12 protein-coding genes, 1 pseudogene and 1 riboswitch are annotated in these 13,639 nt (G+C 66.1%); of the genes and pseudogenes, 5 read left to right on the top strand and 8 right to left on the bottom strand.

The genetic code is table 11. The features are described 5' to 3' along the window. The first annotated feature begins 78 nt into the window (after nt 1–78). Nucleotides 79–747 carry a winged helix-turn-helix transcriptional regulator gene (locus ABIA65_RS05710; protein WP_241402651.1) on the top strand — a complete coding sequence of 223 codons (669 nt, stop codon included), beginning with the start codon at nt 79–81 and terminating at the stop codon, nt 745–747. 169 nt (nt 748–916) lie between these two features. On the opposite strand, the pseudogene ABIA65_RS05705 reads toward ABIA65_RS05710, so the two are convergent. Further along, nucleotides 917–1,033: pseudogene (locus tag ABIA65_RS05705) on the bottom strand (ATP-dependent DNA ligase); the annotation flags it as partial. A gap of 66 nt (nt 1,034–1,099) precedes the next feature. Further along, entirely contained in the window at nt 1,100–2,182 is a 1,083-nt protein-coding gene (locus ABIA65_RS05700; RefSeq protein WP_241402650.1) for a substrate-binding domain-containing protein, read from the bottom strand. A 132-nt stretch (nt 2,183–2,314) separates the two neighbouring features. Here ABIA65_RS05700 and ABIA65_RS05695 point away from each other — a divergent pair, with 132 nt between their 5' ends. From ABIA65_RS05695 to ABIA65_RS05685, 3 genes are all read left to right on the top strand, one after another. Then, nucleotides 2,315–2,728, top strand: a complete 414-nt coding sequence (locus ABIA65_RS05695; RefSeq protein WP_241402649.1) for a MarR family winged helix-turn-helix transcriptional regulator — start codon at nt 2,315–2,317, stop codon at nt 2,726–2,728. Nucleotides 2,729–2,902: 174 nt separating this feature from the next. Continuing rightward, a complete protein-coding gene (locus ABIA65_RS05690) occupies nt 2,903–4,105 on the top strand; it encodes an acetamidase/formamidase family protein (protein WP_241402648.1) in 1,203 nt (400 codons plus the stop codon). Nucleotides 4,106–4,185: 80 nt separating this feature from the next. Further along, nucleotides 4,186–4,794 (top strand): AmiS/UreI family transporter, encoded by a 609-nt coding sequence (locus ABIA65_RS05685; protein WP_241402647.1) that lies wholly within the window; start codon nt 4,186–4,188, stop codon nt 4,792–4,794. Here ABIA65_RS05685 and ABIA65_RS05680 read toward each other — a convergent pair. Beyond that, a complete protein-coding gene (locus tag ABIA65_RS05680; RefSeq protein ID WP_354522909.1) occupies nt 4,791–5,660 on the bottom strand; it encodes an alpha/beta fold hydrolase in 870 nt (289 codons plus the stop codon). The two genes, ABIA65_RS05685 and ABIA65_RS05680, sit on opposite strands and share 4 nt — an antisense overlap. Nucleotides 5,661–5,716: 56 nt before the next feature. Between ABIA65_RS05680 and ABIA65_RS05675 the strand changes: the two genes are divergently transcribed. Further along, complete coding sequence (locus ABIA65_RS05675) at nt 5,717–6,778, top strand: ATP-dependent DNA ligase (RefSeq protein WP_354522908.1); 1,062 nt, start codon at nt 5,717–5,719, stop codon at nt 6,776–6,778. Here the strand turns inward: ABIA65_RS05675 and ABIA65_RS05670 are convergent. The 5 genes from ABIA65_RS05670 to ABIA65_RS05650 form a co-directional block, all read right to left on the bottom strand. Beyond that, nucleotides 6,775–7,461 (bottom strand): (2Fe-2S) ferredoxin domain-containing protein, encoded by a 687-nt coding sequence (locus tag ABIA65_RS05670; RefSeq protein ID WP_354522907.1) that lies wholly within the window; start codon nt 7,459–7,461, stop codon nt 6,775–6,777. The genes ABIA65_RS05675 and ABIA65_RS05670 overlap by 4 nt on opposite strands. 37 nt (nt 7,462–7,498) lie before the next feature. Continuing rightward, a riboswitch (cobalamin riboswitch) is annotated at nt 7,499–7,641 on the bottom strand. Next, complete coding sequence (locus ABIA65_RS05665; RefSeq protein WP_502919535.1) at nt 7,624–9,375, bottom strand: diol dehydratase reactivase ATPase-like domain-containing protein; 1,752 nt, start codon at nt 9,373–9,375, stop codon at nt 7,624–7,626. It overlaps the preceding riboswitch by 18 nt. A 2-nt stretch (nt 9,376–9,377) precedes the next feature. After that, nucleotides 9,378–9,719 carry a diol dehydratase small subunit gene (locus ABIA65_RS05660; RefSeq protein ID WP_354522905.1) on the bottom strand — a complete coding sequence of 114 codons (342 nt, stop codon included), beginning with the start codon at nt 9,717–9,719 and terminating at the stop codon, nt 9,378–9,380. After that, nucleotides 9,716–11,980 (bottom strand): propanediol/glycerol family dehydratase large subunit, encoded by a 2,265-nt coding sequence (locus tag ABIA65_RS05655; RefSeq protein WP_354522904.1) that lies wholly within the window; start codon nt 11,978–11,980, stop codon nt 9,716–9,718. Before ABIA65_RS05655 ends, ABIA65_RS05660 begins: the two co-directional genes overlap by 4 nt. 14 nt (nt 11,981–11,994) lie before the next feature. Continuing rightward, the gene (locus tag ABIA65_RS05650) at nt 11,995–13,527 is read right to left on the bottom strand and encodes an APC family permease (protein ID WP_241402639.1); all 1,533 of its coding nucleotides are present in this window, start codon (nt 13,525–13,527) and stop codon (nt 11,995–11,997) included. Nucleotides 13,528–13,639 lie beyond the last annotated feature (112 nt).

Here is a 13,639-nt window from a genome sequence, read left to right as displayed (position 1 = left end):
TAGCAGGTGATTTTGCAGTGCGCTACATATTTTAGAAGTATGATCTAAAATCAGTGAGTCGTTCGTTAGGATCGAAGCATGACGCGGCGGACGTACGGACAGTTCTGCGGGCTCGCACATGCCCTCGATGTCGTCGGGGAACGCTGGACGTTGCTCATCGTGCGTGAGTTAAGTTCGGGCCCGAAGCGGTACTCGCAGCTGCTTGAGGCGCTGTCCGGGATCGGCACCAGTTTGTTGGCCGCGCGAGTGCGACAACTCGAGGCCGACGACATCATCGGTCGACGACTTCTGCTTGATCAGCCGAGCGCCGCGGTGGCCTACGAACTGACTGACGCGGGACGCGAACTCGCCCAGGCGGTTGTCCCGCTGGCGTTGTGGGGCGCCCGGCACCACATGGACGACGACGACGTCGACCACGAGGCCTACAACGCGGAATGGTCGTTGACGTTCTTCACCGGCAGCGACCTTGACGATCTGCCAAGCGAACTGGATGCCGAGTTCGAGTTCCAGATCGATGAGAGCGTCGCACGTCTACGGATCCGCGACGGCCACACAACAGTTACACCGGGGGCCGGCGAAAAGCCAAGCGACGTAACGATCCGAGCGAGCGCAGCGACGATCGCCGCTATCGCCGGGAGTAGGGTCACCCTAGGCGACGCCGTCACACGAGGTCATCTGCACGCAACCGGTGACCAAACCGCGATCGCCACCCTCCTCAACATCGTCGAGCGTCGACTTACACGATGAGTCGCTAGACACGCGACACCTAGATGTTGCGGGACAAGACGCTGTCGCCGCTTGATAAGCGGGCTACTGATCCCCCAACGTCGTGCAACATGACAAGACAAATAGCCGCGGCTCGATACCGACAACACCAAGGACTTCTCCTTCAACAACCTTGACAAGTTCAGTGAAGGAAGCCGTCCCATTTGGGTTCATACGACCACACACCGGGCTCGTCGGGCACCTTGGCCGCGGCCTTGGCGAGCATCGGGTCGACGGGTGGCTGCACGGGGAGATCCACAAAGTCCATCCTGGTTCATCGGTTGTCATGGATCTAGACCACCGCACCGCCCCAAACTCATCGCCGCTGCGCGCGCTAGCGGTCCGACGGCTCCGGCAACATCCCGATGACGTCGAAGTCATAGTGGTCGGCACGGGCGATATGCACCTGCTGACGTGAACGGCCCACGCCGAGGTGCACCGTCCCACGGGGCCCGTTGTAGCTCACTCCCCGGTTCTCGATCGCCGCGAGTATTTGATGCGAGTCGACACTCTGGACGGTGTTTGCGCTCGCAGCCAGTGCCAGGATTCCCTCGTAACACGATTCCGCGGCGTTGTTCAAAGCTGGTGCGTGCGGGCCGAATCGATCCAGGTAGGCGCCGGTGAAGTCCAGTGCCGACGATGTGGCAAGGCTGTTGAAGTACGCCGCGGCAACGTACAGGTTCCCTGTGGCCGCACCGCCTGATGCCAGGAGCATGTTCTCCTCCATCAGTGGCGAGAACCGCACCACGCGCTCCTGCATGCCGTTGGCGGCGAACTGCCGATTGAACAGCACCGCGTCTCGTCCCACCAACAGCATGATCACCGCGTCGGCATTGCTCGTGTCCAAGTTGCGCAGGACGCCAGTGAAGTCGCGACAGCCGTAGCGCACGTAGAACTCACCGACGACTTTCGAGTCGGAAGCCTCCGCGTAGGCGTGCACGGCACGAGCGGTACGCCGCGGCCACACGTAGTCCGAGCCCACGATGGCCCACCGACGCAATCCCAGATGCTCCCGCAGCCAACTCAACCCGGGGACCACCTGAACCGCCGGGGTCTCCCCCGAGCAGAGCACTGGCTCACCGGCGGCACCTTCGTGCAGCGATGTGTAGACGTAGGGGACATTCATCTGCGCCAGCAGCGGGGACATGTGCTGTCGAACCGAGGAGATGTGCCAACCGACCACCGCGTGCACTGCGCCCCGCTGAACGCCCTGCAACGTGCGGTCGCAGAACTCCTCCACCGGAGCCCCGGCGTCGAGTACCTCGATCTCCACTCGTCTGCCCAGAATGCCGTCGGTGGCGTTGAGCTGGGCCACGGCCAACTCGGCGACCGCCTCACAGGACGGGCCGAATATGCCTCCAGGGCCTTGAAGCGGGATGGCGAGGCCTATCCGAAAGGCATCCGTGTTCCAACCCACACTTCACCTCCTCTGGTCGACTTACCCCGCGGGCATGTGTTCAAATGGAATTGATTGTGGAGTCTCGTTTCCCCGATTTCGATGCCCGCCAAGCATCGCAGACCGGGTGCGGATCGGAGTGTGGATCGTTCAATGTCGGCAGAATTCGAGGAGCTCGCCGCACTACTCCTGGACCGCGCAGCGCGCCTCGAGCGGACCATTGGCGCCAGCCTGTCGGGCACCGGGCTTGCGGTACCGCACTGGTTGATACTCGGGGCACTCCATCGCGCCACGGACGGGCTGACGATGACCGGCCTGGCTGACGTCGTCGGCCTGCCGGGCGCAACCCTTACCCGCAGCGTAGACCGGCTCGTCGATCAGGCGTTGCTGCACCGAACCGTTGACACGCTGGATCGTCGGCGGGTGCTCGTGCATCTGACCGACCGCGGGCGCTCGAAGTACCAGGCCATCACTCCTCGAGTGAGCGAGACCATCGAAGTCGAGCTGCATGATCTGGCCGCGTGGGAGCACCAAGCTCTCGCCGGCCTACTGGCCAAACGCAGCTGACAGAGCTGACGCCACCCCTCTATCGAGGCCTTTGCTGACAGCGCATCGCGCCGTCCGCTCCCCCATTTCCCGCCCCAAGGCGAACAGTCCGACTGCGCGAAACTTCGGGGTTGATTTATTTCCAAATGGAGATAACGTGGGCGCCGTCACATCCCGCGAACAGAGGAATGCACCATGGCCGAACCCACCGACTTCACGCGCTCGGGCGTATCCCGATTCCCCAATCGCGACCTCGGTGTCCAACGCTTCTCCTGTGAGGTCGGCGTCCCCCTGGCCGAGCAGAAGCATCTCGGTCACAACCGCTGGCATCCCGACATCCCGCCCCTCATCGAGGTCGGTATCGGCGATGAACTCATTCTGGAGAGCGGCGGCTACGACGATTACCAGCTCAAGGACGTCGACGACGACGGCGACATCCACACGTTCGACCTGACCCGCACCCACCCGCTCACGGGCCCAGTCAGAGTGGACGGTGTCAAGGCCGGCGACCTGCTCGTGGTCGACATTCTCGACGTTCAGCCACTCTCGGGCATCGGCTACTCCAACATCCTGCCCGGCATGGGTGGGCCGCTGGCAGCATCCTTCCCCGACGGATTCAAGACCATTTGGGATCTACACGGTCTCTTTGCCACGAGCCGCCAGATCCCCGGGGTGGAGATCCCGGCGATCAGTCACCCGGGCATCATCGGCGTCGCTCCCTCGCATGATCTGCTTCGGATCTGGAATGAGCGCGAAGACCCGTTCATCGCCGACGGTTTGGCCGCACCTCGCGCAGACGCCAGGGACACCGCTGTCCTTCGTGACCTCGAGGGCGACGAGTGGGCGCGCGTCGCCGAGACCGCGGCACGGACCATCCCGCCGCGCGAGAACGGCGGGAACATGGACATCAAGAACCTGTCGCGCGGTTCACGTGTCTACTTCCCAGTGTTCGTCGACGGGGCGTTGTTCTCCAGCGGAGACTTCCACTTCGCCGAGGGTGACGGCGAAATCACTTGGAACGCAATCGAGATGGACGGTGCCGGCTGGTACCGGTTCAACGTGATCAAGGACGGGATGGCCCGCTACGGCGTCCGGACCCCGATGTTCCGGCCGTCCCCGGTCGATCCAGACTTCGGCACCAGGTACATCTCGTTCACCGGCCTGTCGGCAGGTGGCCGTGAACAGAAGTACCTCGACACCACCATGGCGGTGACGCAGGTCGTCGAGCAGGCGATCGAATACCTCGGGAAGTTCGGCTACACCCCCGAGCAGGCGTACACCATCATCTCGGTGGCGCCGTGTGAGATGCACGTCGGCGGCGTCGTCGACATTCCGAACGCGGCAGTCGTCCTGAAGATCCCCCTGGACATCTTCGACAAGGACATCCTTCCCCACTAGCAGTAAGCCAAAGAACAGCGCGAGGCCGCCCGGCCGGGTTCTCCGACCGGGCGGCATCCCGAGAGAAATCGAGGTCCCCGATGAGCAACATCGGACTGTTCTATGTGGGCGCGGTACTGATAGTGAACGGCGTCATGCTGTTGGGCTGGGTGAGCCCGCGCGGAGCCGCACCGCTCAATCTCTTCGTCGGCCTGATGCAGGTCTTCACCCCGACCTATCTGGTCCTCACCGCCGGTGGCGACCCCGCCGTCATCCAGGCCGCAGCCGGCCTGTACCTGTTCGGCTTCACCTATCTGTGGGTCGGCATCAACGCGCTGTTCGACCTACCAGGCCATGGCCTGGGCTGGTTCTCGCTCTTCGTCGCGGTGGCCGCGATCGCCTATGCCGCACGAAGTTTCGCTGCCGACGCCCCGGTCTTCGGGATCATCTGGCTCGCCTGGGCGGCGTTGTGGATGCTCTTCTTCCTGGTTCTGGGCCTGGAGCGGACCGGTCTGACCAAGATCACCGGCACTGTCGCACTGGTCGAGGGCGTGCTCACCGCCGCACTGCCCGCCTGGCTCGCCATGGGCGGATCCCTGCGCGAGTCCTGGGCGGTCGCGCTCATCGGTGCGGGCGTGGGCGTGGCGCTGATGATTGGTGTCGGCTGGGCAGTCCGTCACCTCAAGCCGGCTGCAATCCCGGCTCCCTAGAACAGATTCGGCGTCACTGGCGGTGCATCGTCGAGAAATGCGCTCACCATTGGCGCCAGCACCGCGGACGCCCCGGAGAGCCCGATGTGGGACATCGCCGGCAGGACCACCAGGCGCGCGGCAGGAACTCGCTGCAGCACTCCCGACGCCGCCGCCTCCTCATCACCGCCACCGCGCAGCGCGAACATCGCCAACGCGTGTTCCAGCGTCACACCGTCCGCATCACCGACGATGACCATCGTCGGAGCCGAGACCGCACGCATCTGCTCATCGCTGATGTCCTGGTCGTCGACGTTCAGGACCTTCATCTTCTCGACGTAGGCATCGAAGGCCTTGGCGTCCGGCGTGTGCGCCTTGAACGCCGACTCGACAGGCGTACCGGCAAAGACGTCGGCGCTCAAGCCCCCGATGGACTCGAGCACCGACGGATACCAGCCGTCCCTGCGATAGGTCGCCGACATCGACACCAGCCGCCCGACCAGCGCCGAATGCCGGATAGCCAGCTGCCATGCGACACCGCCACCCTGCGAGTAGCCCATCACGTCCGCGCGCTCGACCGACAGTGCCTGTAGCAGTGCCGCGGCATCGTCGGCGAACTGCTCGTAGGACATCGCGCGTGAGGTGTCCGGGGTGCGGCCGTGTCCCTGCTGATCGAACACGATGACGGTGCGCTCGCCGGCGAAGGCCGCCGCCCACGACGTCATCGAGTCGGTGGCCATGAACGCGCCGGGAATCAGAAGCAGCGGAGGCGTTTTCGACGCGCCTAGCTCCCCGTACACCTCGTGATAGACGTTCAGGCCGTTGATCGGTAGATGTCCACTGCGCGACGGTTTCATACCCGTCACCTCACCCATTGTCGCGTCCATGCCAGTTGTGACCTCCGATGCCGGGAAATGTCATCGCGACCCGTCAGAATGAGTCGATGGACCTGCCCGTCATGCCGCCGGTCTCGCCGATGCTGGCGAAGTCGGTGCCCACCATCCCACCCGACGCCAGCTACGAGCCGAAGTGGGACGGGTTCCGGTCGATCTGCTTCCGCGACGGTGACGACGTCGAGTTCGGCAGCCGCAACGAGCGACCGCTGACACGTTACTTCCCCGAACTGGTCGCGGCGGCCAGGGCCGAGCTGCCACCCCGCTGCGTCATCGACGGCGAGATCATCCTCCCGACCGCGCACGGCCTGGACTTCGAGGCGCTGCAGCAGCGCATCCATCCCGCCGACAGCCGCGTGCGGATGCTCGCCGAGAAGACGCCCGCGGCGTTCATCGCGTTCGACCTGCTGGCCCTCGGCGACGACGACCACACATCTCTGCCGTTCGACGAGCGCCGCGCTGCGCTGGTCGCGGCGCTCGCCGACTCGGGTCCGGCGTTCCACGTGACGCCCGCGACCACCGACTTGGCCACCGCGCAGCGCTGGTTCTCCGAGTTCGAGGGTGCGGGTCTGGACGGTGTCATCGCCAAGCCGCTGTCCATCACCTACCAGCCTGACAAACGCGTCATGTTCAAGGTCAAGCACACCCGGACCGCGGACTGCGTGGTCGCCGGTTACCGGGTGCACAAGTCGGGTGAGGACGCCGTCGGGTCTCTGCTGCTCGGGCTGTTCACCGATGACGGAATGCTCGCCTCTGTCGGGATCATAGGCGCCTTCCCGATGGCGACGCGGCGCCAGCTGTACGCCGAGTTACAGTCGCTGGTAACGAGTTTCGATGACCATCCGTGGAATTGGGCCGCCCACGTCGCGGACCCCGCACCGCAGCGCAGTGCCGGGTCACGCTGGAGCGCGGGCAAGGACCTGTCGTTCGTACCGCTGCGGCCCGAACGCGTCGTCGAGGTCCGCTATGACCACATGGAGGGGCAGCGGTTCCGCCACACCGCGCAGTTCAACCGCTGGCGCCCCGACCGCGCCCCTCGCTCGTGCACCTTCGCGCAACTAGAGCAGCCCGTCACCTTCGGCCTCGGCGACATCCTGCCCGGCCTCGGCTAAGGGGCCGCTGGCGAATCACGATCATTTCGCAGTGGTTGTGGTTTGTGGATTGAGCGTTGGACCTCACGCCGCGGCTCGGTGACCCACGAGTCGACGAGGGCCCGTGCGTCTTCAGCAGAGACCGGACCCCACCACTGATCGTCCGGATGCACGACGACAACTGGGGCGTGGTTACACGGGAAGAGACACCCCGTCTGCGTCACCAATACGTCGTCGTCGCCGAGCCCGCGTTCGCGCAGCCGGTCGTCGATCGCCTCTGCGACGGACGCCGAGCCACGTGCGGTGCAACGCGGACCGCGACACACCAGAACATGACGACCGTGCCCGGGCACCTGCTCCCAGGCAGGCGACGACAGAGCGGCCTCACCGCCTGTCACGGGCCGGTCTGCGACCGTGACGACGAGTGAGCCCGGGTGCCGCCGGGTCCAGTCCCCGGCCACCCTCCGCAACCACGATCGTGCGGGCGCCGGGGCCCCCGCGGTGGGCGCGGCCACGAGGTGCACGTGCGCACCCGGCTCGTCGGCTGCGAGATCGTCCAGCACCTCGACCAGGGTGGGTGTCCCCATCTGCAGGTATGCGACGCGTGCGTCGGCATACTCGGCGATGAGCAACAGGTCGGCGTCCTGCGACGGTGCGTCGACGCCCAATCCGACAAGGACAAGGCGGTGAGGGCGGGCAGTCATGACTTAGTCCTTGTCTCGGGGAAGCACCGCCCCGAGGTCGAAGGGAACGATGTGGCCGAGTATCTGGCTCACGAAGCGCACAAGACGCCTGCTCACAGTGGCGGTACCGCGCCGGAATCGCACCGGACTTCCTTGTTCCACATCGCGAAGAACGGCTGAACTCTAGCAGCTCAATGGTTTTGAATGCCGGGCCGCGAACAGGTGAATCAGCCCGCACGCCACCGCGAACCGCGGTCCGTGCACACCGTCGATATTGGCCCGCCCGACAACGACGGGCACGGCGCGCAGTGCCTCCCCGACAGTGCGCAGCAGTTCGTCGTCGAGTGCGCCGCCACCGGCCAGTACCAGGGCGCTCGGCGGCTGCTCGAAGGCTCGCATGCAGCGGGCGATGTTGGACGCGACCGTCTCCTGTTTGACGGCCAACCGCAGACTGCGCCACTCCTCGGCCGCCAGCTTGCTGGAGAACGGCACCAGGCCCGCGTCACCTCGGGTGCAGAGCCTGCCGATCGCGTCGGCCGGCGCGGGTGAGTCCAGGAAGACGCGGCGGCCGTCCTCCTCGTGCGCGACGTGCGGGCCCTCCACCCGGATGGCGGGGGTGCGCTTCACACGCTCGGCAAGCGCACGCGGAATGCCCAGCACCCGCGCCACGGCAACCGTGATGGTCTCCCCCGCCCCTGCCGCGACGACGGTTCGCTCGCCGCCGATCAGGTCGATGGTGCCGCCGCCGATATCGCACACCAGCGCGTCGGGAGGCAACCCCGGTGTGGTGCGAGCGCCCCATGCCGCCGCCTCCGGTTCGGTGCTCAGGGTGCGTGTCGGCCGTCCGGTCAACTCCGCCAACGTGATTGCGGCATCGGAGACCTCGTCAGCCGACAGCATGGCCACAACCGTGCCCTGGGCGTCGACGACACCGCGGCGCAGCCACGCCCCACTGTCGATCGACGCGAGATCGGTGAAGAACGCATCCTCCACCGCGATGCCTTGTGCCGCGGCGGGAACCGAGCGCAGGCGGATGCGTTCGACGCAGCCCGGCGGCGCCAGCCGCAACACGGCGTGGGCCTGGGCGGGCGAGTATCGCACCAGGTCGCCGGCCATGCCGTCCGTGCCGTTTATGACACAGTCGACGTAGTCGTCGTCGGCCGTCGGCGCGGGCACCGGGCTGGTGCGCCGCGTGACGGCGATCGCCGAGGAATCGGCGAGTTCACGGCAGAACTCCGCGATGTCGACGATGTCGTCGTGGCTCAGGTGCAGTGCCGCCGACAGTGCGATGGGATCGGCCATGGCGCGATACGCACGGCCCTCCTCGACGACCTCCACGGCGACCAACGCGCCGGGTTCCACACCGTCGACGTCTGCCTCGTCCACGACCGGAACGTCGATGGGGATGCGGTTGCGGATGAGCACGGCGTCATCCTGCGCGACGATCACGCCGGCCACCTGCCAGCCGCGGGCCACGGCGTCGGAGATGGCCCGTGCGGCCACCTCGAAATCGGTTGCCCCGTCCACGGATACGACGACCGTTCCGCCATCCACCGGGCCGTCGAGATCGGCGAGTCGAACATGGTGTCCCACCCCGTACCCGGCGCCGGCCGGGGTGCTGGCGTCGGGCCTGCGCAGGTTTCGGACCGGAGAGCGCGGCGATGACGCCGGAGGGATCGGTGCGGTCGCCGTGTCAACCGGCCGCAGCGCTGACAGCAGAAGTTCCTCGGCTACAACTCCTGCCTCGACCTCGAGCCGGTGCAACAGGGCGGCCGCGCCCTTGAGCGATTCGCGAGATCCCTTGCGGTCACGGGTGCGAGCCTGCCCGTGCGCAAGCGTGGTGACGGTGCCGCCATCCACCCGCGCCAGCACGATCTCGGTGGTGTGGTTGCCGACGTCGATCCCGGCGACGACGCCCGCGAACCGGTCCGGCACGCTCAACGCAACAGTCCCCGCCGGCCGTAGACGTCGACGGCCTGGCGCACCAGCTCCGCACACCGCGGTGCACCGCGTGCCTCGAGTGACGCGCGAAGTTCCTCGAGTTGCTCGGCAGTGGACCGGTACGGGCGCAGCGCCTCGTACAGCGCCATCACCTCTTCGTCATCGACGGTCGCCAATTCCGCTGCACGCAGGAAGTTCTCGGCGAGCTGCGGGTTCCCGTGCTGTTCCGCGACGGCGGCCTGATGGACCAGCGTCGCGGGATCCATCCGCAGGTCTGACAGGCCGAGCTTGCCGTCGACGGCGTTCTCGACGGTGAACCGTTCTGCCTCGGCGCTCACGGCCGCCTCACCTCGACGGTGACGGGGGGCTGGCCTGGCTCGCAGGCCTCCCGCTCAAGCGCGACGAGGGCGACCGCGCGGGCGTGGTAGCGCGCCGAGATCGACTCGTCGGTACCGCCGGTGAGGATCGGGACCGGCGCCATACCCTTCGCGTGCCGCGCGGCGTTCTTGCCGAGTTCGCGGTACATCTTCGCCGTCAGCAGCGGTGCCACGCTGAACAGTTCGAGGTTGGCCAGCGGTGCGAGATCGCGCCGGTGAATCAGCGCTGTCCCCTTGCCCTGCAGTCCGATTCCGATACCGGAGCCCGACAGCCGCGCAGCGGTCAGCCCGATCAGACCGACGTCGATGGTGGACCGCACCCGCACCAGCCTGGGCACACAGCCCTCCTCCTCCAGACCGGCCGAGATCTGCCGCAGCACCTCGGACACGGTCAACCCGCACAGCGTCAGCCATACGCTGCGTCCCCACGCCGGGGACAGTCCGATGCAGACTTCACGCGGGTCGCTGCCCTGGCGGGCGATCTCGACATCGTTGACGATGACGTGGCCGTGATGCTCGGCCTGATCGGCGGTCAGTTCCGCGGCGCTGCGGGCTTGGCGGACACCGTCGATCTCGGCGCGCCGTCGCTCGGACAGCGTGTAGCCCGTTCCCGGCCCGGCGTAGTCGTTGGGATCGGTGACCTTGGACAGGACACGGAACTCCTCGTCGAATATCGCGGAGGTCTGCAGCTGATCACCCTTGAGCCGCTCCCGGGTGAGCCGGGCGATCGCGTCGGCCTCAGCCTCGAACCCCGTGCGCTGCAATGACGCGATGACGTCGAACACGGTGAGCGATCTGGCCTCGATCGAGGCGGCCGCCTCCGCGACGATCTTCGGATGCCCGGCCGAGAGGTCGCGGGAACCGTTGGCCACCACCACTTCCTCCACCCGGGCGTCGTCGTAGTCGGCGAGGCCGAGGTCGCGATACACCGCCTGCACGGCCCTAGCCCCGCGGCGCCTCACGGCCTCCAGATGTTCGGCCGAGACGGTGCGCAGACCGCCGTCGGCACCCCAGTCCCGTTGCAGCACCAAGAAGTCGTCCATGTCATCGGAGTTGAAGTTCGACAGCGCGAAGGCGTTGTCGTAGCGCGGGATCGAGCCGAATCCGGAGAAGATGAAGTCCGCGCCTGCGAGCAACACGGGCAGCGTGTGTGCGCTGCGGCGAATGTCAGATTCGGAGATCAGGTTGTCATTGCCTGCGCAGGACTCCAGGTCCCGCATCATCACCATGAGGTTCTCGGCGAGTAGTTCCTTCATGCCGTCGGGCACCGAGGCCACGACACCGACGCCGTCGATGCCACCGTTCTGCACTCCCTGGGAGCCGAGTGCCCGGGCCAGCGAGACGCACCGCGACTCCAGATACAGGATCGAGCACCGCTCGGCCGCACCCATCAGCACCTCGGCGCCACCACCGCTGGTGACCCGCATCTTCAGGCCGCGCGACGCGTAGGCACTCGTCAGGATCGCCTTGCTGAACGGGGTGTCGTCACCGTCGACGAACACCTGCTCGGTGCCGTAGATGGAGATCGTCTCGGCATAGCTGGTCAGGCCGCGCATCCCCAGCCGCAGTTCCAGCGCCTCCTCGATCGCGCACTGGGCCATGGCGCCCGGCGTGCCGACCTGGCTGCCGATCAGCAGTGCGACCGCGTTGGACGGCGCGTCGCCCAGGACCGGCACCGTCGTCTCGACCTCGCGGAACCCGTAGGCGACCGCACTGGCGGCGTCGGCGGCGATGAGCAGCGGGTCGTCGAGCTGATTGGTGACGTGGGCCTGGTTGCTCGGCGTCCGCCGGACGCGCATCTTGGCCATCGCCATCTGCATCTCGACGGGCGACATCGCGGCCATCACCCGGGCGAGCTTGGCGGGGGTGGTGCCGCCGATCAGCCGCACCACCTCCGCCCGCGACACGTTGACATCGACGGCCATCCGGGCCAGCTCGACGTCATCGAGTGCCATCGCCTCGGCCGCAACCGTCAGGTCGATGCCGTAGCGGGCGATGAACTCGTCGATCACGTCGAACTCCGCGGCTGGTTTGCCGTCGAGTTCGAGAACCACCCCGTCGCCTATCACCAGCGACGGGGTGGGGTCGTTCTCAGAGTGCATGGCGACCAGCCCGAGTCCGACGTCCGGGACGCTGAACCCGTCGAGATTGACGGGTTTCGCGTCGAGGACCTTGAACCGCCCCAGCAGAGGCGCGGATTGATCGGAGCTTGAGTCAACCATGCTGACGTACTCCTTTAGTCGCGAATTTCGTTCTCGTCGTAAACGATTCGACCGATCAGCTCGTAGCGCCGCGGATCGCGGAGCTTGAAGTACAGCGCCATGCTCGCACCGAAGATGAACAGCCCGACCACGATCCACGGGGTCAGCTTGAACAGCAGCGTGCCCGACGCCGCACCTGCCGCCGCGTCCTTGTGCTCCCACAGCAGGTACACCACGTACAGCATGCCAATGCCGCCCAGCCCTGGGGCGAGGAACGTCTTGAACCAGTGCGCGCTGGACGGGTGGTTCTTGTGGAAGTGGAAGTAGGCGATGACAGAGAAGGCGCACAGCGACTGCACGATCAGGATCGCCATCGTGCCGAGGATCGCCAGCAGCGTGTACATGTGCACGTACGGATCCATCCCCGCGAAGAAGAAGGCGAGGATCAGCACCAACGCGATGCCGCTCTGCACGAACGACGCGATGTAGGGGGATCCGTGCTTGGGGTGAGTTGCGCCGAGCGTCTTCTGCAGACCCTCCGACAGTCCCTCGCGGCCCAGTGCGTACAGGTAGCGCGATGCACAGTTGTGGAATGCCATGCCACAGGCGAACGAACCCGTCACCAGCAGGATGTTGAACAGCGTGATGGCCCACTCGCCGTAGGTGCTGCGGACGGGGCCGAAGAAGATCTCCGACGAGGTGTCCGCACTCTGCGCGAGATCGACCGCCTGCTGCGGGCCGGTGCCCGCGATCGCCATCCAGGACACGAAGACGTAGAAGATGCCGACGCCGAGGACGCTGAGCATCGTGGCGCGCGGGATGATCTTCTTCGGGTCCTTGGACTCCTCGCCGTACATGGCGGTGGACTCGAACCCGACCCAGGACCAGAACGCGAAGAACAGACCGAGGCCGGCGCTGGCGCCCGCGATGGCAGCCGGGGTGAAGGCACCGATCGGGTTGAGGATCTCCCCGACCGCGAAGCCGTCGGGGCCGCCACCCTGGAACAGCACTGCAAACGCACCAAGGGACAGCATCACGATCTCGGTCACCAGGAACACGCCGAGCACCTTCGCCGTGAGGTTCACGTCGAAGTAGGTCAGGATCGCGTTCAGCGCCAGCATCAGCATGGCCGGCAGGATCCAGTGGATCTCGACTCCGAACTGTGATGACAGGAAGTTCTTGAAGAAGAACGAGAAGATGCCGATTAGCGAGGCCTCGAAGACGACGTAGGCCATGGTGATCAACAGGCCACTGGCCATGCCAACCACACGACCCAACCCGTGCGAGATGTAGCCGTAGAAAGCACCGGTGGTGGTGATGTGCTTGGCCATCGTGGCGTAGCCGATGGCGAACAGGCCAAGCACGACGGTGGCGACGATGTAACCAGCGGGTGCGTGGGAACCATTTCCGAACCCGACGGCGATCGGCACGTTGCCGACCATGGCCGTGATCGGCGCGGCGGTGGCCACCGCCATGAAGATGACACCAAAGGTCCCGACGGCGTTTCGCTTAAGCCGTTGGACGGGGTCACCTGTCTTGACGTCGCGTGATGCGACTTGATCGGTCATCTTGTGTAGACACCTTCCAGGCGAACGATAGGAAAACGGTGTGGCTCACGCGCCGCGCCAGTGTGGCGCAGCCCACAGCCGAACCTCCGTATATTGGCACTACCAATTAGGG

The sequence above is a fragment of the Mycolicibacterium sp. 624 genome (genome assembly GCF_040548615.1).
GTDB lineage: Bacteria > Actinomycetota > Actinomycetes > Mycobacteriales > Mycobacteriaceae > Mycobacterium.
Note: the sequence above shows the minus strand (reverse complement) of the source record. Positions and strands in the feature narration are given on the sequence as shown.

Coding starts and splice junctions, on each gene's coding strand:
- ABIA65_RS05710 (WP_241402651.1), top strand. CDS start 79: ATGACGCGGCGGACGTACGGACAGTTCTGCGGGCTCGCACATGCCCTC.
- ABIA65_RS05695 (WP_241402649.1), top strand. CDS start 2,315: ATGTCGGCAGAATTCGAGGAGCTCGCCGCACTACTCCTGGACCGCGCA.
- ABIA65_RS05690 (WP_241402648.1), top strand. CDS start 2,903: ATGGCCGAACCCACCGACTTCACGCGCTCGGGCGTATCCCGATTCCCC.
- ABIA65_RS05685 (WP_241402647.1), top strand. CDS start 4,186: ATGAGCAACATCGGACTGTTCTATGTGGGCGCGGTACTGATAGTGAAC.
- ABIA65_RS05680 (WP_354522909.1), bottom strand. CDS start 5,660: ATGGACGCGACAATGGGTGAGGTGACGGGTATGAAACCGTCGCGCAGT.
- ABIA65_RS05675 (WP_354522908.1), top strand. CDS start 5,717: ATGGACCTGCCCGTCATGCCGCCGGTCTCGCCGATGCTGGCGAAGTCG.
- ABIA65_RS05670 (WP_354522907.1), bottom strand. CDS start 7,461: ATGACTGCCCGCCCTCACCGCCTTGTCCTTGTCGGATTGGGCGTCGAC.
- ABIA65_RS05655 (WP_354522904.1), bottom strand. CDS start 11,980: ATGGTTGACTCAAGCTCCGATCAATCCGCGCCTCTGCTGGGGCGGTTC.
- ABIA65_RS05650 (WP_241402639.1), bottom strand. CDS start 13,527: ATGACCGATCAAGTCGCATCACGCGACGTCAAGACAGGTGACCCCGTC.